Annotated in this window: 18 protein-coding genes; 6 read left to right on the forward strand and 12 right to left on the reverse strand. The window is 70.3% G+C overall.

Annotated elements, in window-relative coordinates; translation table 11 throughout:
• Window positions 1-60: 60 nt before the first annotated feature.
• The 6 genes from HFP15_RS27650 to HFP15_RS27675 all read right to left on the reverse strand — a co-directional run bounded on the left by HFP15_RS27650 (window position 61) and on the right by HFP15_RS27675 (window position 5227).
• On the reverse strand, window positions 61-1014 hold the full coding sequence (locus HFP15_RS27650; protein ID WP_168519681.1) for a Ppx/GppA phosphatase family protein: 954 nt from the start codon (window positions 1012-1014) through the stop codon (window positions 61-63).
• A gap of 52 nt (window positions 1015-1066) precedes the next feature.
• Window positions 1067-2179 carry a lytic transglycosylase domain-containing protein gene (locus HFP15_RS27655; RefSeq protein ID WP_246272085.1) on the reverse strand — a complete coding sequence of 371 codons (1113 nt, stop codon included), beginning with the start codon at window positions 2177-2179 and terminating at the stop codon, window positions 1067-1069.
• A gap of 155 nt (window positions 2180-2334) precedes the next feature.
• On the reverse strand, window positions 2335-2829 hold the full coding sequence (locus tag HFP15_RS27660) for a DUF501 domain-containing protein (RefSeq protein ID WP_168519682.1): 495 nt from the start codon (window positions 2827-2829) through the stop codon (window positions 2335-2337).
• A 23-nt stretch (window positions 2830-2852) separates the two neighbouring features.
• On the reverse strand, window positions 2853-3392 hold the full coding sequence (locus HFP15_RS27665; protein ID WP_168519683.1) for an FtsB family cell division protein: 540 nt from the start codon (window positions 3390-3392) through the stop codon (window positions 2853-2855).
• A gap of 10 nt (window positions 3393-3402) precedes the next feature.
• Window positions 3403-4689, reverse strand: a complete 1287-nt coding sequence (gene eno, locus HFP15_RS27670) for a phosphopyruvate hydratase (RefSeq protein ID WP_168519684.1) — start codon at window positions 4687-4689, stop codon at window positions 3403-3405.
• A 79-nt stretch (window positions 4690-4768) separates the two neighbouring features.
• A complete protein-coding gene (locus tag HFP15_RS27675; protein WP_168519685.1) occupies window positions 4769-5227 on the reverse strand; it encodes a VOC family protein in 459 nt (152 codons plus the stop codon).
• Window positions 5228-5313: 86 nt separating this feature from the next.
• Here HFP15_RS27675 and HFP15_RS27680 point away from each other — a divergent pair, with 86 nt between their 5' ends.
• On the forward strand, window positions 5314-5718 hold the full coding sequence (locus HFP15_RS27680) for a tetratricopeptide repeat protein (protein ID WP_168519686.1): 405 nt from the start codon (window positions 5314-5316) through the stop codon (window positions 5716-5718).
• On the opposite strand, the gene HFP15_RS27685 is transcribed toward HFP15_RS27680, so the two are convergent.
• Window positions 5715-6392, reverse strand: a complete 678-nt coding sequence (locus HFP15_RS27685; protein ID WP_312871775.1) for a lysozyme family protein — start codon at window positions 6390-6392, stop codon at window positions 5715-5717. The two genes, HFP15_RS27680 and HFP15_RS27685, sit on opposite strands and share 4 nt — an antisense overlap.
• A 213-nt stretch (window positions 6393-6605) precedes the next feature.
• Between HFP15_RS27685 and efeU the strand changes: the two genes are divergently transcribed.
• Genes efeU through efeB form a run of 3 tightly spaced genes read left to right on the forward strand, consistent with a single transcriptional unit; the run spans window position 6606 to window position 9807 of the window.
• A complete protein-coding gene (gene efeU / locus HFP15_RS27690) occupies window positions 6606-7439 on the forward strand; it encodes an iron uptake transporter permease EfeU (RefSeq protein ID WP_168519687.1) in 834 nt (277 codons plus the stop codon).
• Window positions 7436-8566 (forward strand): iron uptake system protein EfeO, encoded by a 1131-nt coding sequence (gene efeO / locus HFP15_RS27695; RefSeq protein ID WP_168519688.1) that lies wholly within the window; start codon window positions 7436-7438, stop codon window positions 8564-8566. Before efeU ends, efeO begins: the two co-directional genes overlap by 4 nt.
• Entirely contained in the window at window positions 8563-9807 is a 1245-nt protein-coding gene (gene efeB / locus HFP15_RS27700; RefSeq protein WP_168519689.1) for an iron uptake transporter deferrochelatase/peroxidase subunit, read from the forward strand. Before efeO ends, efeB begins: the two co-directional genes overlap by 4 nt.
• 424 nt (window positions 9808-10231) lie before the next feature.
• Here efeB and HFP15_RS27705 read toward each other — a convergent pair whose 3' ends face one another.
• From HFP15_RS27705 to HFP15_RS27720, 4 genes are all read right to left on the reverse strand, one after another.
• A complete protein-coding gene (locus tag HFP15_RS27705; protein ID WP_168519690.1) occupies window positions 10232-11167 on the reverse strand; it encodes a nucleoside triphosphate pyrophosphohydrolase in 936 nt (311 codons plus the stop codon).
• Window positions 11164-12144: a hypothetical protein gene (locus HFP15_RS27710; RefSeq protein WP_312871776.1), complete on the reverse strand. Its 981-nt coding sequence runs from the start codon at window positions 12142-12144 to the stop codon at window positions 11164-11166. Before HFP15_RS27710 ends, HFP15_RS27705 begins: the two co-directional genes overlap by 4 nt.
• An 80-nt stretch (window positions 12145-12224) precedes the next feature.
• Window positions 12225-15818 carry a transcription-repair coupling factor gene (mfd, locus tag HFP15_RS27715; RefSeq protein WP_168519692.1) on the reverse strand — a complete coding sequence of 1198 codons (3594 nt, stop codon included), beginning with the start codon at window positions 15816-15818 and terminating at the stop codon, window positions 12225-12227.
• A gap of 31 nt (window positions 15819-15849) precedes the next feature.
• Window positions 15850-16788, reverse strand: a complete 939-nt coding sequence (locus HFP15_RS27720) for an LLM class flavin-dependent oxidoreductase (protein ID WP_168519693.1) — start codon at window positions 16786-16788, stop codon at window positions 15850-15852.
• 66 nt (window positions 16789-16854) lie between these two features.
• Between HFP15_RS27720 and HFP15_RS27725 the strand changes: the two genes are divergently transcribed.
• Both HFP15_RS27725 and HFP15_RS27730 read left to right on the forward strand, forming a co-directional pair.
• Complete coding sequence (locus HFP15_RS27725; protein WP_168519694.1) at window positions 16855-17622, forward strand: helix-turn-helix domain-containing protein; 768 nt, start codon at window positions 16855-16857, stop codon at window positions 17620-17622.
• A gap of 4 nt (window positions 17623-17626) precedes the next feature.
• Window positions 17627-18796, forward strand: a complete 1170-nt coding sequence (locus HFP15_RS27730; RefSeq protein ID WP_168519695.1) for a PQQ-dependent sugar dehydrogenase — start codon at window positions 17627-17629, stop codon at window positions 18794-18796.
• Window positions 18797-18817: 21 nt separating this feature from the next.
• Here HFP15_RS27730 and HFP15_RS27735 read toward each other — a convergent pair whose 3' ends face one another.
• Window positions 18818-19540, reverse strand: a complete 723-nt coding sequence (locus tag HFP15_RS27735) for an SDR family NAD(P)-dependent oxidoreductase (RefSeq protein WP_168519696.1) — start codon at window positions 19538-19540, stop codon at window positions 18818-18820.
• Window positions 19541-19542: the final 2 nt, after the last annotated feature.

The following is a 19542-nucleotide window of genomic DNA, read 5'->3' on the forward strand; positions in this document are numbered from 1 at the left end:
ACCCGGACATTCGGCTATTCAGCGGCGAAAACCCTACGAAAGTCAGTGGTCACATTTCGGTCATGCCAGCGACAGCGCGATCCCGTCGAGGATGTCGTGCTCGCTGACCACCAGCGCCGACGGGCCGCCGCGCTCCGCGAGCTGCTCGGACAGCACCCGCACGATCAGCGCGCCGCCGCCGATGACGTCGACCCGGCCGGGGTGGATCACCGGGTTCGCGGCGCGGGTCGCGTGGTCGGCCGCGAGCAGGTCGTCCGACAGCTTCGCCAGCGACTCGAACGACAGCCGCGACAGGTGCGTGGCCGTCGAGTCGTACTCGGGCAGTTCCTGGGACACGGCCGACAGCGTGGTGACCGTGCCCGCGACACCGATCCAGGTCTTGGCCTTCGACACGTCCACGGCCTCGAACGCCTCGTTCAGCACCTCGGTCGCGAAGCGGCGCGCCGCGGCGATCTCCTCGGCGGTGGGCGGATCGGACTTCAGCGCCCGCTCGGTGATCCGCACGCAGCCGATGTCGACGGATTTCGCCGCGGTGACCGACGCCCGCTGCCCGTCCCATTCACCCAGCACCAGCTCGGTGGAGCCACCGCCGACGTCGACCACCAGGAACGGCCCGTCGTCGGGGTCCTGCTCGCCGACGGCGCCGGTGAACGACAGCCGCGCCTCCTCGTCGCCGGTGATCACCTCGGCCTCGACACCGAGGACCTCGCGCGTCATCGCGAAGAACTCGTCGCGGTTGCTCGCGTCGCGAGTGGCCGACGTGGCGACCATGCGGACCTTCTCGGCCCCCTTGCGCCGCGCCGCGATCGTGTAGTCCGCGAGCGCCGCGCGGGTGCGCTCCAGCGCTTCGGGCGCGAGCCGCCCGGTGGCGTCCACGCCCTGGCCGAGCCGCACCACCCGCATCTCCCGATGCAGGTCGCGCAGGTCGACGGTGCCGTCATGGCGGTGCGTCAGCTCGGCGACGAGCAGGCGGATGGAGTTGGTCCCACAGTCGATCGCGGCAACACGAGGCATACGTGGAGGGTACTGGGCCGCGGAGCACCTCTTTTGGGGGTGGCGGTGGCCCCTACGAGGTGGGTTTGACCCCCGTGCTCGTGGTCGTCGTGGTGGCCGGGGCGCACGGGTCCGGGCTCGCCGGTGGTGTGGTGCTGGTGGTCGTCGAGGTCGTCGTCGAGGTCGGGGGTGTCGGGCACGTCGGGGTGGTCGGCGTCGTCGTCGGTGGCGTGGTCGTGGTCACCGGCGGGGTGGTGGTGGTCGTCGGTGTGGTGGTCACGCCCGGGGTACTGGGCTTGGTCGTCGGCGTGGTGGTGGCGGCCTGCGGCGCGGGCGTGGTGGTGGTGGGCGGCGGCGCGAGCGTCGCGGCCGGCGGGGCCACGGTGACGACGGGTGGCGAGGGCGCGCCGATCGGCACCTTGCTGTCCGGTAGCGGCGAGACGCCCTTGCGGTAGGCGTCGGCCCACAGGATCACGGTCTGGACGTAGGCGTCGGAGTTGTTGTAGCGGTAGATCGCGGCGCGCAGCTGGTCCTGGTTGGTCAGGTCGAGGCCGCCGGAGCACAGGTACCGGCCGGTGGCGAGGGTGGCGTCGTAGATGTTGCTCGGATCGGCGATCCCGTCGCCGTTGGCGTCGGCGCCGTAGAAGTTCCACGTGGACGGGATGAACTGGGTCGGTCCCACGGCGCGGTCCCACACGGTGTCGTGATCCCAGCGGCCGTGGTCGGTGTCCGGGATCGCGGCCACCGCGCCGATGCCGTCGAGTTCCGGGCCGAGGATGGGCTCGAGTGTGTTGCCGTGCTGATCGACGTAGCCGCCGCGGGCGTGGTTGGACTCGATGCGGCCGATGCTCGCGATGAGCGCCCAGTCGATGCGGCAGCCCGGCATCTCGCGGGCCATGATGCCGGCCGCGTTCTGGTAGGCGCGTAACGCCGTGCCGGGAATGCCGAGCGGGCCAGCGGGAAGTTCGTACGCGGGAAGCGGTTCCCGGAGCGCCACGGGCCGCGGGATCGAGCCGTCGACGTTGACCTGCACCAGTTTCGGGTCGAGGCCTTCCACCAGCGGGGTGTCACGGGAGTGGCCGGTGGGTTTCGCGCCTGCCCATTCTCCTGCGCCACTGCTCATCGCGCCCGCGGGCACGATCGCGAGCAATCCGCCGAGCACGCCGACGAAAGTCTTGTGGCGCAAGCCAAGTCTTCGAACCTTGCGCCGGGCCACTCGCGCGCGCTTGAACCGCACCCCCAAACCCCTTCCCCGTAGCGAAGGCCGCCGGACACGATCCTTCTCGCGTCCGTGTTAAGCCCTCGTTACTCCTGAGGAGATTGCGGTAACCGGGTGAAGCGTTACCGCGCGCACTCGCCGGAAGGCCAGTCCGGCTTGAGTAGCTCCAGGGTTTCGTCGCCGAACGGGTTCACGCCGGGACCGCAGGCAAGCGTGTGCGCGAGATGGACGTGCAGGCACTTGACGCGGCCCGGCATACCGCCGGCGGTGACCTCGTGCCCGAGCGGTTCGATCGCGTCGCGTTCGGCGAGGTAGGACTCATGGGCACGCTGGTACGCGGCGGCCAGTTCCTCGTCGACGGCGAGTCGTTCGGTCATCTCCCGCATGAGGCCGCTGGCCTCCAGCCGCCCGACGAGGGACGCCAGGCGCGGGCAGGTCAGGTAGTAGAGCGTGGGGAACGGGGTGCCGTTCTCGAGCCGCGGACTGGTCTGAACCACTGCGGGGTGGCCACTGGGGCAGCGCGCCGCGACGGCGCGCAGCGCACGCGGCGGGCGGCCGAGCTGCTCGGCGATGATCTCCCGATCCGCATCGGTCACCGGCTCGAAGGTCTTGTTCACCGGTTCATTGTCGCATCGTGATGTCAACCACCGACGGTGGACCAGAGCTGCTGGTACCAGACGGCACCGGAGGCTGGCCGGTTCTGCGCCTGCTGTTGCTGGGCCTGCGGGCTGTCCTCGGGAAGCTGCACGAGGTACGGGGTCTCGCCGGGCATGACGTACCGCAGCCGCCGCCGGGCCTCGGCCTCGACCTGCGCCGGGTCGTTCAGCGCCGCCTGCCTGGCCCGCAGCTGCGCCACCTCGGTGCGCAGTTCGGCCTGCTTCTGCTCCTGCTGCGCGATCTCCGATCGCTGCGACAGGTACGTGCGCAGCGGCACGGCCAGCGTGAACGCCAGCGCGCACACCACGATGGCGATCATGGCCGCACGCCGGGTGGTCGACATGCCGAGCACCCTGGCCGCGCCCGCACCCTGTTTCGTCGCGATGCCGAGGCGCAGCCGGGGCTTGCCCGGTTCCCGGCGGACCTGTCTCGGCCGGCGCGCGGGAACGTCACCGCCACGCCGCCGGGCGACCGGGTCTCCCCGGCGGCCGCGTCGAGTCCGTTCCCTGCCGCGCTGGGTCATCTGCGAACCATCAGCTCTCCGGCGTGAACCGCGGGAAGGCCAGGTCGCCGGCGTAGCGCGCCGCGTCGCCGAGGGTCTCCTCGATGCGCAGCAGCTGGTTGTACTTGGCCACGCGCTCGCTGCGGGCCGGGGCACCGGTCTTGATCTGGCCGACGCCGGTGGCGACGGCGAGGTCCGCGATCGTGGTGTCCTCGGTCTCGCCGGAGCGGTGGCTCATCATGCTCTTGTACCCGTACGACGTCGCGAGCGTGATGGCGTCCAGCGTCTCCGACAGGGTGCCGATCTGGTTGACCTTGACCAGCAGCGCGTTCGCGGCACCACGCTCGATGCCCGTCTCCAGCCGGTCCGGGTTGGTGACGAACAGGTCGTCGCCGACGAGCTGCACGCGGTCGCCGATCCGCTCGGTCAGCGCGACCCAGCCGTCCCAGTCGTCCTCGGACAGCGGGTCCTCGATGGACACCAGCGGGTAGGCGTCGAGCAGTTCGCCGTAGTAGGCGCCCAGCTGCTCGGCGGTCTTCTTGCTGCCCTCGAAGGTGTAGGCACCGTCGGCGAAGAACTCGGTGGCGGCCACGTCCAGCGCCAGCGCGACGTCGCGGCCCGGCGCGTAGCCCGCCTTCTCGATCGCGGTGGTGATCAGGTCGAGGGCCTCGCGGTTGCTGGACAGGCTCGGCGCGAACCCGCCTTCGTCGCCGAGGCCGGTGGACAGCCCGCGGCCCTTGAGCACCGACTTCAGCGAGTGGTAGACCTCCGCGCCCCAGCGCAGCGCCTCGCGGAACGAGTCGGCGCCGATCGGGGCGATCATGAACTCCTGGATGTCCACGTCGGTGTCGGCGTGCGCGCCACCGTTGAGGATGTTGAGCATGGGCACCGGCAGCACGTGCGCGTTCGGCCCGCCCAGGTAGCGGAACAGCTCCAGTTCGGCGGACTCGGCGGCGGCCTTCGCGACCGCGAGCGACACGCCGAGCAGGGCGTTGGCGCCGAGCCGGGACTTGTCCGGGGTGCCGTCGAGGTCGACGAGCTTCTGGTCCACGACGCGCTGCTCGACCGCCTCGACGCCGGTCAGCTCCGGGCCGATCTCGTCCAGCACCGCGGCGACGGCGCGCTCGACGCCCTTGCCGTTGTAGCGCTTGGTGTCACCGTCACGCAGTTCGACGGCCTCGTGCTCACCGGTGGACGCGCCGGAGGGAACCGCGGCCCGCGCCAGGGTGCCGTCGTCCAGAGCGACCTCGACCTCCACGGTCGGGTTGCCACGCGAATCAAGGATCTCGCGCGCGCCTACCTGCTCGATGACCGCCACTCTTCGCTCCTCATGTTGTCTCCGGGCGACGACGGCCCCAGCCTAACGGGAACGCCGCCTCACCCGGCGGAGGCACGGCTCACTCTTCCTCGCCGCCGCGGATTTCCTGCCAGCCCGAGGGCAGATCGGCCGTGTCGGAGATGCGCTGCCAGAACGACCAGCTGTTGCCGCCGAGGTCGAGCACCGTGAACACGCGCGCGCCGTAGGGCTGGTCCTGCGGCGGGGAGACGTCGGTGCCCTCCCCGAGTGCGGCGCAGACCCGCTCGTACTGGGCGTCGACGTCGTCGACGAAGACCACGTTCAGCTGTCCCACCGGCCGGTCGACGCCTTTGGACTCCCAGTAGTCCGCGCCGACGCCGGCAAGCACGATCTCCGCATCGCCCGCCGCGACGGTCGCCTGGAAGACCACACCCGACGCGTCGACGTAGCGCACGCGCTCGGTGAAGCCGAACACGCGAAGCAGCCACTCCAGCGCCTCGGTGGCGTCGGTGTAGTACAGGTAGGGCGAGAGACCGAGATAGCGGGGTTCGTCGCTCATAGCGGGTTAGTGCATCATGCCCGCCGTTCCGACCGTGATCGCACCCCTGCCGAAAGCGCGGTTTCCCAGGTAACGTCGAACTGACTATGGATGACGAGGACCTGGCCCGGGACCATACGGGCGAGCATCGGTTCGAAGCATTCCGTCAGGCCGAGGCGCTGGTGCAACGCCGCCGCCCACTCGACGCGCTGCGTGCGCTCGAACCGGTTCTCGAGGCCGAACCGGACAAACCGAGTGTGCAGTTGCTGGCCGGCCGCGCCTACTTCCATTCCGCGCAGCTCAAACGGGCCGAGCGCGCCTTCACCAGGGTGCTGGAGCTGGACCCGGCCGATCACTATGCGCGGTTCGTGCTCGGCCGCACCCTGCAACGTCTCGGGCGGCTCGTCGAGGCGCTGGGCCAGTTGCGCATGGCATGGGCGATGAACCCGGTGCCCGAGTACCAGGACGCGTTGTCCGAGGTCAACGCCAGGGTCAGGCTTCAGGAGAGCTAGCGGGCGCGTGAGGAGGCGGCGATGGTGTTCGTCGCGTTGAGGATGTCCTGGGCGTCGGCCGTGGAGCGGGTGTAGCTCAGCACCGCCTCCCACCAGCCCCGGCCGGTGGACAGGTCGGCGCCGCTCGAGCACAGGTAGCGGCCGACCGTGTAGGCCGCGTCGTCGGTGTTGCGGTTGTCGGGCGCCTTGCCGTCGTGGGTGGCGCGGGCGGCCCAGCGGTCCCAGATCCCCGGCGGCACGGGCAGCGGCCCCGACCCGGCCGCCTCGAACTGGCCGATCCCGGCGAGCGTCGCCCACGACAGGTGGCAGGCCGCGGACTCGCCGCGCAACCACATCTCCGCCCGCCCGTACGCGGCCAGCACCGTGGCCGGCAGCTTGGTCGCGACCGCCAGTTCCCGCGCCCACGCGTCGAGCGCGGCCAGGTCCGAGACGCGAACCCGATCCTCGGGCGCGGCGACGGCCGGGCTCGGCGCGACGGCCTCGACCGGAGGCGCCGCGGCGGTGGTGGCCGGCGCGGGAGTTGCGGCGGTGTCCTGCTCGGGCTTGGTGATCCCGATGGTCAGCAGCAGGATGAGTCCGATCGCGATCACAGCCAGAACCAGCGCGAGCGTGGTGGACGAGGGGCGCTGCCGAGGGCGCTCGGCTACGTCCCCTGACCGGGTGGGCTCGACCACCCGAACAGGTTATCCGCATCACTCCTGTGTGCTACGCCACCGGCTTCGCTTAAGTTGTTATAGAAGCCTCACCTAACTCGTGGACCTGCGGAAACGTTATCGCAGTGATCCCAGAGAGTCCCGTTACAAGATCGCAACGCTGTTCAACGACTGGACATCAAGGGCAGGCTTACCTAAAAACAGACGGTCCGGTTCCGACGAAGGAGGCCACCCGTGTTGTTCTCCAGCTTGCTGATCGGGTTGCGCGAAGGGCTCGAGGCCGCACTCGTGGTGAGCATCCTCGTCGCGTTCCTGGTGAAGACCGAACGCCGTTCGGCGTTGCGCTGGGTCTGGCCCGGCGTCGCCGCCGCGATCGTGCTGTCCGTCGCGATCGGCGCCGTGCTGACCTACACCACCGCGCAGCTGTCGTTCGAGCAGCAGGAGCTGCTCGGCGGCTCGCTGTCCATCGTGGCCGTCGTATTCGTCACGGCCATGATCTTCTGGATGCGCAAGGCGTCCCGCAGCATCGCCGCCGAGCTGCGCGGCAAGATGGACCAGGCGCTCGCGGTCGGCCCGCTGGCCGTGCTGCTGCTGTCGTTCCTCGCGGTCGGGCGCGAGGGGCTGGAGACCGCGGTGTTCTTCTACGCCGCCGTGCAGAGCGCGCAGGGCGGCACCGCGCAGCCGCTCGCCGGGTTCGGCGTCGGCATCGTGCTCGCGGTCGTGCTCGCCTACCTGCTCTACCGCGGTGCGGTCCGCTTCAACCTCGGCAAGTTCTTCACCGTCACCGGTGTGCTGCTGGTGTTCGTCGCCGCGGGCGTGCTCGGCTACGGCCTGCACGACCTGCAGGAGGCCGGCTTCATCCCCGGGCTGCACACGCTCGCGTTCGACGCGTCCGGCGCGATCCCCGAGACGTCCTGGTACGGCGCGCTGCTCAAGGGGATCTTCAACTACTCGCAACAGACCACGATGCTGCAGGCGATCGCGTGGGTGGCCTACGTCGTCATCGTGTTGCCGCTGTTCCTGCGGCAGCCGGCAAAGAAAGAAGCCCTCGCGGGCACGAAGGAGTGAGCTTGCGTACGAAACTCTTCGCGCTGGCCGGTACCGCCGCGCTGCTGTCCCTCGCCGCGTGCTCGAACGGGCAGGACGCGGCCGGCGGCGGCGGTCCGATCACGGTGTCCGCCTCCGACACCGCGTGCGAGGTCTCCGCGACGAAGGCCAACGCGGGCAACGTGACGTTCGAGGTCACGAACAAGGGCACCAAGGTGACCGAGTTCTACCTCTACGCCGAGGGTGACCGGATCATGGGCGAGGTCGAGAACATCGCGCCGGGCCTGACCCGCAAGCTCACCGTGCAGCTGCCGAACGCGGGCACCTACCAGACCGCGTGCAAACCGGGCATGACAGGCGACGGCATCCGCGGCGCGTTCACCGTGACCGGCGGCGCGCCCGCGGCGACGGACGCCAACTCCAAACTCGCCGACGCCAGCAAGAGCTACGCGGGCTTCGTGGCCACCCAGACCGAGGCGCTCAAGACCCAGACGCAGAAGTTCGCCGACTCGGTCAAATCCGGCGACGTCGCGGCGGCCAAGTCCGAGTACGCGGCCACCCGCGTCTACTACGAGCGCATCGAGCCGGTCGCGGAGAAATTCGGCGATCTGGACCCGGCGATCGACGCCCGCGAGGCCGATCTCGAACCGGGCCAGCAGTTCACCGGTTTCCACCGGCTGGAGAAGGACCTGTGGACCACCGGGCTGCAGCCGGACAGCGGGCAGATCGCCGACAGGCTCGTCGCCGACGTCAACTCGCTGGTGACCAAGTCCGCGACGCTGCAGCTGAACGCGCTCGACCTGGCCAACGGCGCCAAGGAACTGCTCGACGAGGTCGCAACGAAGAAGATCACCGGCGAGGAGGAGACCTTCTCGCACACCGATCTCTGGGACTTCCAGGCCAATGTGGACGGTTCGAAGGCCGCGATCGCGGCGCTGCGGCCGGTACTGGCCGAGCGTGACCCGCAGTTGACGTCCACTGTGGACAACGAGTTCGCGAACGTGCAGCGGCTGCTGGACGCGGTCCGGGTCGGCGACGGGTTCAAGTACTACACCGAGCTGTCCCAGGACCAGGTCAAGGAGTTCGCCTCCGCGGTCGACGCGCTGAGCGAGCCGCTGTCCAAGGTCGCGGAGGTCGTCGCGCAATGACCGAGTTCTCCCGGCGGCGCATGTTCGGCATCGCCGGTACCGGCGTCGCGATCGTGGGCGCGGGCGCCGCCGGGGCCGGGATCGACCGTGCGATGAGCGGCCAGAGCGCGCACGCGGCGACCGACATCGTGCCCTTCCACGGCGCGAACCAGGCGGGCATCGTCACCCCGGCGCAGGAGCACCTGCATTTCGCCTCGCTGAACGTGACGACCACGGACCGCGCGAAACTCGTCTCGCTGCTCAAGGAGTGGACCGACGCGGCACGCCGGATGACCGGCGGGCACGAGGTGGGCACCACGGGCGCGGTCAGCGGTTCGCTCGCCGCGCCGCCCGACGACACCGGCGAGGCGCTCGAGCTGCCCGCGTCGTCGCTGACGCTCACCGTCGGGTTCGGGCCGTCGCTGTTCGACGACCGGTTCGGGCTGGCGGGCAAACGCCCGGCGGCGCTGGCCGAGCTGCCCTCGTTCCCCAAGGACAACCTCGATCCGGCGCGCAGCGGTGGCGATCTGTGCATCCAGGCGTGCGCCAACGACCCGCAGGTGGCGGTGCACGCCGTGCGCAACCTCGTGCGGCTCGGCTTCGGCACGACCGAGGTGCGCTGGTCGCAGCTCGGGTTCGGGCGCAGCTCGTCGACCTCGGTTTCGCAGACCACGCCGAGGAACCTGTTCGGTTTCAAGGACGGCACCAACAACCTCAAGGCGGAGGACCCGGCCGCGCTCAACGACCAGGTGTGGGTCGCGCCCGAGGACGACCAGGCATGGCTCGCCGGCGGCTCGTACCTGGTGGCACGGCGGATCCGGATGCACATCGAGACGTGGGACCGCACGTCGCTGGACGAACAGCAGAAGGTCATCGGGCGTACCAAGGGATCCGGTGCCCCGCTGGGTCAGTCCGCCGAGTTCGACCAGGTGGACCTGCATGTGCACGGCGAGGGCGGCGAACTCGCCATCGCCGACGACGCACATATCCGGCTGGCGTCGGCGGAATCGCTCAACGGCGCGAAGATCCTGCGGCGCGGGTACAACTTCGTGGACGGTTCGGACGGGCTCGGGCATCTGGAGGCCGGGCTCTTTTTCATCTGCTTCAACCGGGACCCGCGCAAGCAGTACATCCCGATGCAGCGGGCGCTGTCGGCGCACGACGCGATGATGGAGTACGTCGAGCACACCGGTTCCGCGTTGTTCGCGGTGCCGCCTGGCGTGTCGGAAACCGGCTACTGGGGCGATTCGCTGTTCGGCTGAACCTCGCCGAACGGCGGACTCACGCCGCCGGAACGCCGGACTGGCGCACGCGCAACCCTCAACTCGCGCACCCGCCACGCCCGACTCGCGCACCCGCAACCCTCAACTCGCGCACCCGCAACCCTCAACTCGCGCACCCGCCACGCCCGACTCGCGCACCCGCAACCCTCAACTCGCGCACCCGCCACGCCCGACTCGCGGAGCCGGAACGCCCCATTCGGGCGCACCCGCAAACCCCAACTCAGGCGCCCGGAACGCCCGACTCGCGCACCCGCAACCCCCGACTCGCGCACCTGCAACGCCTGACTCGCGCGCGGAACGCCCCACTCGGCCACCCCCAAACCTCAACTCGCGCACCCGGAAACCCCGACTCGCGCGCCCGGAACGCCCGACTCGGGCGCGCGGAAACCCCGACTCGCGGGGATTAGTGGGGCCAGTAGGTGCGCCAGCCGGGGGCTTCCAGGGTGGTGGGGTCGATGCCGTCGGCTCGGGCGGCGGCCTCGGCGGTACGGATGTCGGCCGCGAACCGCTTGGCCACCGCCCGCAGTTCGTCTTCCGGGTCGATGCCCGCGCGGCGGGCCGTGGCCGCGAGGACGAACAGTTGCGTCGGCGCGTCGGAACCGGACGGGAACAGATCCAGCGGGATACCGGCGCGGCCGCTGCGCTGCCCGAGCTTCCCGGCGAGCGCGGCGGCGGGCTGACCGAGCGCGACGCCGTCCACAATGGACTCACGACGCTTCTCGGCCTGCTTCAGTTCTTCCCACTTGACTTCTTGGTGCTCCGGCGTGTGGATGCGGTCCGCGTCGGCGAAGACGTGCGGATGCCGCCCGATCAGCTTGGTCACCAGAGCGTCGGCGACCTCGTCGATGTCGAACGGATCGGCCGCGTCCTCGGCCGCGACGCGCGCGTGGAACAGCACCTGCAACAGCACGTCCCCGAGTTCCTCCCGGAACGCCGCCCGGTCACCGTCCTCAATGGCCTCCAGCAGTTCGTAGGTCTCCTCGACCAGGTACTGGCGCAACGACTCGTGTGTCTGCGCCGCGTCCCACGGGCAGCCGCCGGGCGAGCGCAGCCGGTCCATCACGTGCGCCGCCTCGACCAGCCGCACCCCGGCGGGCTGGCCGATCACCCGCACGTCACCAAGCGAGCGCACCAGCGGATCGTCCGCGGTGGCGGCGAAGAGCACGAACGGCCCGTCCTGCCCGGTCAGCACGGCAGGCGCCGGTTTGGCGCCGAGCAGATCGAGCACGTCCTCACCCAGCCCGCTGGCGTAGACGGCGCGGGCCGCGCGCAGGTAGGGAAAGGCGGCAGGCGGAACGCCCGCATCGGGATGGGGCAGGAGGACGACCGTGGCGGTCAAGGCTGAGCGGGTCCCTTCACCGGTAGTACGAGGCCGGTGGTCTCCGCCTCACTGGGGGCGAGGGCGAGACCGGCCGGGTCCCATACACCGTAGCGCGGGTTGACCTTCAGCCCCGCTTGCTGCAGGTATGTCTGCAGCAACCGCTGCCCGATCGCGGCCAGCTGGGTCGAGGTCGGCTCGCTCGTCTGGTCCACCGCCTGCGGCGTGGTCAGATCGCGTGCCCGTACCACGGCGACGATCCACACCGGCTGCGCGGAGCTGGGCTGGAACGCGACGACGGTGCCGGGCTCGACGCCGAACAGGACCATGCCGGCGAGGTCGGGGGCCTGCACCGCGGGCACCTTCTCCCCGACGCCCGTCTGCTGGCCCGACGCGCTGTCGGCCTGGATCACCTTGGCCGCGGCGGCCGGGTCGGCGGCCATCTGCTGCGCCTTGGCGAATGCCTTCTCGCGCATGCTGACCGGGTTCGCGCCGCCGTCGTCGGACACCACGGACGTGTAGTCGAAGGTGACGGTCAGCTTGTCGAAGTACTGCGCGCCCAGCGACTGCAGCAGCAACTGGTCGCTGACGACCTCGCGGTGGTCGCGGACGCGGTAGACGATCTGCTGCGCGAGCTGTGAGGCGTCGGTGTTGGTGGCCGACACCGGCGCGGCGAGCGGATCCTGCGCCATGACCTGCGAGATCTGGGCCGGATCGACGACGACGCCGTCCATCTGCGCGGTCTGGGTCACCATCTGGTGCACGATCATCTGCCGCACGATCTCGCGGCCGAGCATGTCCGCCTTGTGCTGCTGGGCGAGCTGGCGCGCGGCGGGCTGTTCCTGCACGGCCTTGTCGATCAGCCCCTGCACCTCGTCCACGGAAACGTGCCGGTCACCGAGATACAGCGCGGTGGTGACCTGGCTCGGCCCGGAGCCGCAGCCCGCGAGCAGCAGGCAGGCGGCGAGAACGGCGACCAGCGCGCGAGGACGACCCATGATCCGCATCACACGCGTACCCTCTCACAGCCCGGCCCGGGAAGGGACCCCCGCAACGCCCTTGGAACAGACGAGTCGCCCTAACCGACCGCCGCCGGTGCCTTCGTCAGGTTGTGCAGCAGCTTCGTGCACCACTCCAGCAGCGCCTCGTCCCGCAGCGGAGGTGCGCCGATGCGGCCGCCTGCCGGGCCTTCCGTCGGCTTGGGCACCGCGACCGTGTTCGTGACCGCCTTGAACGTTGCCTTCGGGTAGAGCCGCTTGAGGCGCACCATCTTCGAGTCCGGCAGCGGCAGCGGGGCGAAGCGGATCGTGTTGCCCTGCACCGAAACCTCGGTGACCCCGGCCTCGCGGCACGCGTGCCGGAACGCCGCCACCGCCAGCAGCCGCCGCACCGGCGCGGGCGGCTGCCCGTAGCGGTCGATGAGCTCCTCCTCGACCGCCGCCAGCTCGGTGGCGTCCGGCGCGGACGCGATCTTGCGGTAGGCCTCCAGCCGCAGCCGCTCGCCGGGCACGTAGTCGTGCGGGATGTGCGCGTCGATCGGCAGATCCACCCGCACCTCGCGCAGTTCCTCCTCCTCGGCGGGCGCGTCGCCCGCGCTGCGGCGGAACACGTCCACCGCCTCGCCGACGAGCCGCACGTAGAGATCGAACCCGACGCCGGCGATGTGCCCGGACTGTTCGGCGCCGAGAATGTTTCCCGCGCCACGAATCTCCAGGTCCTTCATCGCCACCGCCATACCGGCGCCCAGCTCGGTGTTCTGCGCGATCGTGGCGAGCCGGTCGTGCGCGGTCTCGGTCAGCGGCGACTCCGGCGGGTACAGGAAGTACGCGTACCCCCGCTCCCGGCCGCGGCCGACCCGGCCGCGCAACTGGTGCAGCTGCGCGAGCCCGAGCAGGTCACCACGTTCGACGATCAACGTGTTGGCGTTGGAGATGTCCAGCCCGGTTTCCACGATCGTCGTGCACACCAGCACGTCGAACTCGCGCTCCCAGAACCCCTGGATGATCTTCTCCAGCCGTTCCTCGTTCATCTGCCCGTGCGCGGTCACCACCCGCGCCTCCGGCACCAGCTCGCGCAGGCGCTTCGCGGCCTTCTCGATCGAGGAAACCCGGTTGTGCACGTAGAAAACCTGGCCGTCGCGCAGCAGTTCGCGGCGGATCGCGGCGCCCACCTGCTTGTCGTCGTAGGCGCCGACGTAGGTCAGGATCGGGTGCCGGTCCTCGGGCGGGGTGAGGATCGTGGACATCTCGCGAATGCCCGCCAGCGACATCTCCAGCGTGCGCGGGATCGGCGTCGCGGACATCGTCAGCACGTCCACGTGCGTGCGCAGCGCCTTGATGTGTTCCTTGTGCTCCACGCCGAAACGCTGTTCCTCGTCCACGATGACCAGGCCGAGATCCTTGTAGCGCACCCCGGTCTGCAGCAGCCGGTGCGTGCCGATCACGATGTCGATCTCACCGTCGGCGAGCCCGGCCAGCACGGAGTCCACTTCGGACTTGGCGGTGAACCGGGACAGGCCCTTGATGGTCACCGGGAACGCCGCCATCCGCTCGCCGAACGTGTTCAGGTGCTGCTGCGCCAGCAGTGTGGTCGGCACGAGCACGGCCACCTGCTTGCCGTCCTGGACGGCCTTGAACGCCGCGCGCACCGCGATCTCGGTCTTGCCGTAGCCCACGTCGCCGCAGATGACGCGGTCCATCGGCACGCCGCGTTCCATGTCCTGCTTGACCTCGTCGATCGCGGCGAGCTGGTCGGCGGTCTCGGTGAACGGGAACGCGTCCTCCAGTTCGCGCTGCCACGGGGTGTCCGGCACGAACGCGTGCCCCGGGGCGGCCTGCCGGGCGGCGTAGAGCTGCACCAGTTCGGCGGCGATCTCCTTGACCGCCTTGCGCGCCTTGGCCTTGGTGTTCTTCCAGTCCGAACCACCGAGCTTGTTCAGCGTCGGCAGCTCGCCACCGACGTAGCGGGAGACCTCGTCGAGCTGGTCGGTGGGCACGAACAGCCGGTCGCCGGGATGCCCGCGCTTGGACGAGGCGTACTCCAGCACCAGGTACTCGCGGGTGGCGCCGGCGATCGTGCGCTGCACCATTTCCACGAACCGGCCGATGCCGTGCTGGTCGTGCACCACGTAGTCGCCCGGTTTGAGCGCGAGCGGGTCCACCGCGTTGCGGCGCCGGGACGGCATCTTCGTGCCGAGGTCCTTTGTGGACGTTCCACCCGTGGCGCCGCGGCCGGTCAGATCGGATTCGGTGAGCACCACCAGGCCCAGCTCCGGCGCGACGAAACCCTCGGTCAGGCCACCGCAGACGACCGTCACCACGCCACGTGCCGGGGCGCCGGTGAGCCCGTCGGCGGCCAGCGTCGCGGGAAGCTCGGCGGCGGAAAGCTGCTCGACCGCTCGGGTCGCGGTGCCGTGCCCGGCGACGACCAGTACGGCGGTGCCCTCGGCGGCGAGGTGCCCGCGCAGGTCCGCGACGGCCCGGTCGAGGTCGCCGCGGTAACCGGGCGAGGGCTCGACCCGCACGGCGAACACGTCGGCGTCCTCGGTGGTCAGCTGTGACAGGGTCCACCAGGCGCGGCCGGTCTCCCCCGCGTGCTTGGCGATCTCGGCGAGATCGCGGTACGCCGACGCGCCGAGGTCGATCGGCGCCTGCCCGCCGCCGGCGGCCGCCATCCACGATGCTTCCAGGAACTCCTGTCCCGTGCGCACCAGGTCGTGGGCGCGGGCGCGGATCTTCTCCGGATCGGCCAGCACGACGTGGGCACCCTTGGGCATCGCGTCGGTGAGCAGCTCCAGCTCGCCGTCGCACAGCACCGGGATCAGCGCCTCCATGCCCTCGACGGGGATGCCGCCGGCGAGCTTGGTGAGCATCTCGGCCAGGTGCGCGTCGGATTCGTACTGCTCGGCCAGCTCACCGGCGCGCGCCTTAACCGGCGCGGTCAGCAGCAGCTCGCGGCACGGCGGCGCGTGAAAGCCCGAGATCTCGCCGGGCAGCGAACGCTGGTCGGACACCGCGAAGGCCCGGATCTCGCTGACCTCGTCGCCCCAGAACTCGACGCGGTAGGGGTGATCGGCGGTGGGCGGGAAGACGTCGAGAATGCCGCCGCGCACCGCGAACTCGCCGCGCTTCTCGACCATGTCCACGCGCGTGTAGGCCAGCTCGACGAGCCGTTCGAGCGTCGGCTCGAACTCGCTCTCCTCGCCCACGCGCAGTTCGACCGGCGCGAGCGAGCCGAGGCCCGGCGCCATCGGCTGGATCAGGCTGCGCACCGTGGCCACGACCACGCGCGGCGCGTCCGGGCCGTTCAGCCGGTGCAGCACGTCGAGACGGCGGCCCACGGTGTCGGCCCGCGGGGACAGGCGCTCGTGCGGCAGGGTCTCCCACGACGGGAAGTCCACGACCCGGTCGGTACCCAGCAGGCTGCCCAGCGCCGAGGTGAGCTCCTCGGCCTCGCGGCCCGTCGCGGTCACCGCGAGCACCGGGCGGCCGCCGCCGGCGTCGGCCGCGAGCGCGGCGATCACCAGCTGACGCGCGGTGGTGGGCCCCTGCAGGTCGAGCAGCGGTGACCCGGCGCGTTCGACGACCCCGCGCAGCGTCGGGTCGGCGAGAACCGAGGACAGCAGGCCGGAAAGCACCGGGTCGGACACGAAAAACTCCCCTGTCGCAGACATGCGGGCACACCCCTGCCCGGGACGAGAGGGATCAGGGGCTCTCCTGTCCTAGCGTACGTGGCAGCACCGACAAAAGTGCGCCTGCCTTCGCCAGCTGATCGGCGAAGGTGTCCGGGTCCACCGCGGCGATACGCAGCAGGACGTGCCGCGCCCCCGCATCGACAAATCGACCCAACTGGGTGAGCAGATCGGGCCCGGTCAGCATCACCTGGATCTGGCCGACGGTGTCCAGAGGCAGGCGGTAGGTCGCCTGGCAGTAGGCGTCGAGGGCCTTCATGCCGCGCTCGGCGTCGTCGTCGACGAAGATCGTCGCGAACAGGGCCGGCGTGACCGGCCGCGTCTCCTTGTCGCGAATCGTCGTCAACGCGCTCGCGTACGCGGCCGGATCCGGCGGGTAGGGCAGCCAGCCGTCGTACAGCCGTGCGGTGCGATCGAGCGCGGCCGGGGTGATGCCGCCGAGCCAGATGGGCGGACCCCCGTCGCGAGCGGGTTTCGGGACACCGGGCACCCAGTCGTAGTGCAGCACCTTGCCGTGGAAGGAACCAGGATCACCGGTCCACAGCCGCCGCCACAGCGCGACCGTGTCGTCCAGCTGCGAGAACCGGGTCTTGAACCGGACGCCGACCAGATCGAACTCCTGCTCGCTGAAACCGGGGAACCCGGCGCCGACGCCGATCACGAGGCGCCCGCCGGCGAGCAGGTCGAGGGAGCTGATCGCGGCGGCCGCCTGCACGGGGTGGCGGTACGCGGGAATGAGCAACGCGGTGCCGAGCGTGACGTGCCCGGTCGCCTGTGCGATCGCCGCGAGCAGGGTCAGCGGCTCGACGCGCGGCCGGACCAGCGAGTCGCCGGCCCACACCGAATCGAAGCCGAGGCGCTCGGCCTCGACCGCGGTCCGCACGAGCGCCCGCGCGGAGCCGCCGGATTCGAGCTGAGCCTGCCCGGCGGGAAGAAGAAGTCCGTATCTCATGCCTTTCACGGTCCACCTCGCGGCAATTCCCTGGAGGGAATCGCCTGGGGTGCCAGGATTCGTGGTGTGAACGAATTCGGCGGGGCACTACGGGAATGGCGCACGCGGCGGCGGCTGTCCCAGCTGGAACTCGCGCTGCGCGCCGGAACGACGCAGCGCCACGTGAGCTTCATGGAAAGCGGCCGGTCGACACCGGGGCGCGGCATGGTGGTGCGGGTCGCGGAATCGTTGCAACTGCCGCTGCGCGAACGCAACGCGCTGCTGCTGGCCGCGGGGTACGCGCCGAGCTACCCCGAGACCGGCCTCGGCGATCCCGCGCTGCGGCCGATGCTGGACAGCCTTCGGCGCCTGCTCGACGGACACCTGCCGTATCCGGCGATCGTGGTCGACCGGTTCAGCGATCTGGTCGCCACCAACGACGCGTTCGCCCTGCTCACCGAGGGGGTGGCTGCCGAACTGCTGGAACCGCCGGTGAACGTGCTGCGGGTGGCGCTGCATCCGCGTGGGATGGCGCCGCGGATCCGCAACTTCGACGAGTGGGCACAACACGTTCTCGAACGGCCGCGGCAGGAGATGGCACGCGCCCCGCACGAACGGCATACGGCGATGCTCGAGGAGCTGGCGGGCTACCTGCCGCACCCGCCTCGCCCCGGTGCGGAGCATCTCGGGTTCGCGGTGCCGATGCGGCTGGAGTCGCGACTGGGCGAGCTGCGCCTGATCACCGCGATCACCACGTTCGCGACCGCCGTGGACGTCACGATTTCGGAACTTCGGCTCGAAACGTTCCTTCCCGCCGATTCGCCCACCGCCGTCGCGCTGGGCGCGCCACAATGACGCCATGCGCCGACTGGGAATCGTTTTGTGTGCCCTGCTCGCGACCGCCTGCACCAGCTCACCGGCCCAGCAGTTGCCGCAGAAGGCCAGCACCGTGCCCGAAAGCGGGCCGTCGTTGCGGGTCGACGTGCTCGCGCAAGGCCTCGAACACGGGTGGGACATCGGTTTCCTGCCGGACGGCAAGCTGCTCGTCACCGAGCGCCCCGGCAAGATCGCGCTGGTCGACGGGCACACGGTCAGCGAGGTCAGCGCCGACCTGTCCGATGTCTACGTCCAGGGCGAGGGCGGGCTGATGGGCATGGTGGTGCACCCGGATTTCGCTCGGACGCGGCAGTTCACCACCTGCCAGACCCACCAGGAGGGCGGGCGCCCGGTCGATATCCGGCTCGTCACGTGGACTCTTTCGGCGGACGATCGTTCGGCGACGAAGGTGCGCGATCTGCTGACCGGCCTGCCGGTCAATCCCAGCGGGCGGCATTCGGGCTGCCGCCCCACGATCGCGGCGGACGGCGCGCTGATGGTCGGCACCGGGGACACGGCCCGGGCGTCGATTTCGCAGGACCGGCACAGTCTCGGCGGTAAGGTGTTGCGCATCGACCTGAACACCGGCGCGCCGCTGCCGGACAACCCGTTCATCTCGTCGCCGGATCCCAACGAACAGCGCATATACACCTACGGCCACCGGAACGTGCAGGGCGTGGCGGTGCGTCCCGGTTCGGGTCAGGTGTTCGTGTCGGAGCAGGGGCCGAGCTTCGACGACGAGATCAACCTGCTGCAAAAGGGCGGGAACTACGGCTGGGACCCGTCGAAGGGCGGCACGGACACCTCCTACGACGAAAACGTCCCGATGACGGACACGACACGCTTCCCGGACGCGGTCACTCCACTATGGACTTCGGGCCGGATCACGGAAGCCATCTGCGGCGCGACTTTCCTGACCGGCGCCCAGTGGGGGCAGCTGGAGGGACGCCTGGCGGTGGTGGCGTTGAAGGGACAGAAGCTGCTGCTGTTCGGCCTCGACCAGCAGGGCAAGATCACCGGGGTCACGCTGCCCGCGGAGTTCAACGACAAGTTCGGCAGACTCCGCGCGGCAAGAACCGGCCCGGACGGCGCCCTGTACGTGACGACGTCGGATGGGGAGAACGACAAGGTTTTGAAGGTCACTCCGGCGTAGGGACCGCCGGGAGGCTTCTTCCTACCGGCTCAGGTGGGTGCCGCCGTTGAGGTGGATCACCTGGCCGGTCAGGTGTCCGGCACCCGGGCTGCCCAGACAGCCGACCAGCTCCGCCACATCGTCCATCGTTCCGGCCCTCTTGTTGCGCGCCTGCGCCACCAGGCCGTCCCGGTACTCGTCGGTGAGGGTGCCGCGGAAGAAATCCGTGTTCTCGATCAGGCCCGGGGCGACCACGTTCGCCGTGATGCCGCGTGGGCCCAGCTCGCGGGAGATGTCGGCGGTCCACGATTCGACGGCCGCCTTCGCCGCACCGTAGGAGCCGGCGCCCTTGCTCGAGGCGATCGAGCCGATCGTCACGATTCGCGCCTGGTCGGCGAGCCTGGGCCGCACCGCGGTCGTCACCAATACCGCGGACAGGACGTTCGCCGCGAAATTCGCTCGCCAATTGTCCGCGACGTTGGCCAGATCGTCCGCCTTGGGGCGCTCGAAATCGGTATTGCCGCCCGCGTTGTTGACCAATACATCCACTCGCGAAGGCAGCTTCGCGAGCGCGGCCTCGACCGCCGCCGGGTCGCTCGCGTCGAAGGGAACGTAACGCGCTCCCAGCAGAGATGCCGACTCCGCAAGAACATTCTCGCGCCGCCCGGTGATCGTGACACGTTCGCCCGCCTTGGCGAACCACGCGGCTATGGCATACCCGATCCCGGAGCCGCCACCGGTCACCACTACTTCCCTGGGTTCCATGA

The organism is Amycolatopsis acididurans (assembly GCF_012328925.1).
Lineage (GTDB): Bacteria > Actinomycetota > Actinomycetes > Mycobacteriales > Pseudonocardiaceae > Amycolatopsis_E > Amycolatopsis_E acididurans.

Excerpts from the sequence above, each read along its gene's own strand:
- HFP15_RS27720 (WP_168519693.1), bottom strand. The coding sequence starts at position 16,788 with ATGAGATACGGACTTCTTCTTCCCGCCGGGCAGGCTCAGCTCGAATCC.
- HFP15_RS27665 (WP_168519683.1), bottom strand. The coding sequence starts at position 3,392 with ATGACCCAGCGCGGCAGGGAACGGACTCGACGCGGCCGCCGGGGAGAC.
- HFP15_RS27675 (WP_168519685.1), bottom strand. The coding sequence starts at position 5,227 with ATGAGCGACGAACCCCGCTATCTCGGTCTCTCGCCCTACCTGTACTAC.
- efeB (WP_168519689.1), top strand. The coding sequence starts at position 8,563 with ATGACCGAGTTCTCCCGGCGGCGCATGTTCGGCATCGCCGGTACCGGC.
- mfd (WP_168519692.1), bottom strand. The coding sequence starts at position 15,818 with ATGTCTGCGACAGGGGAGTTTTTCGTGTCCGACCCGGTGCTTTCCGGC.
- HFP15_RS27650 (WP_168519681.1), bottom strand. The coding sequence starts at position 1,014 with ATGCCTCGTGTTGCCGCGATCGACTGTGGGACCAACTCCATCCGCCTG.
- HFP15_RS27735 (WP_168519696.1), bottom strand. The coding sequence starts at position 19,540 with ATGGAACCCAGGGAAGTAGTGGTGACCGGTGGCGGCTCCGGGATCGGG.
- HFP15_RS27730 (WP_168519695.1), top strand. The coding sequence starts at position 17,627 with ATGCGCCGACTGGGAATCGTTTTGTGTGCCCTGCTCGCGACCGCCTGC.
- HFP15_RS27710 (WP_312871776.1), bottom strand. The coding sequence starts at position 12,144 with ATGGGTCGTCCTCGCGCGCTGGTCGCCGTTCTCGCCGCCTGCCTGCTG.
- HFP15_RS27680 (WP_168519686.1), top strand. The coding sequence starts at position 5,314 with ATGGATGACGAGGACCTGGCCCGGGACCATACGGGCGAGCATCGGTTC.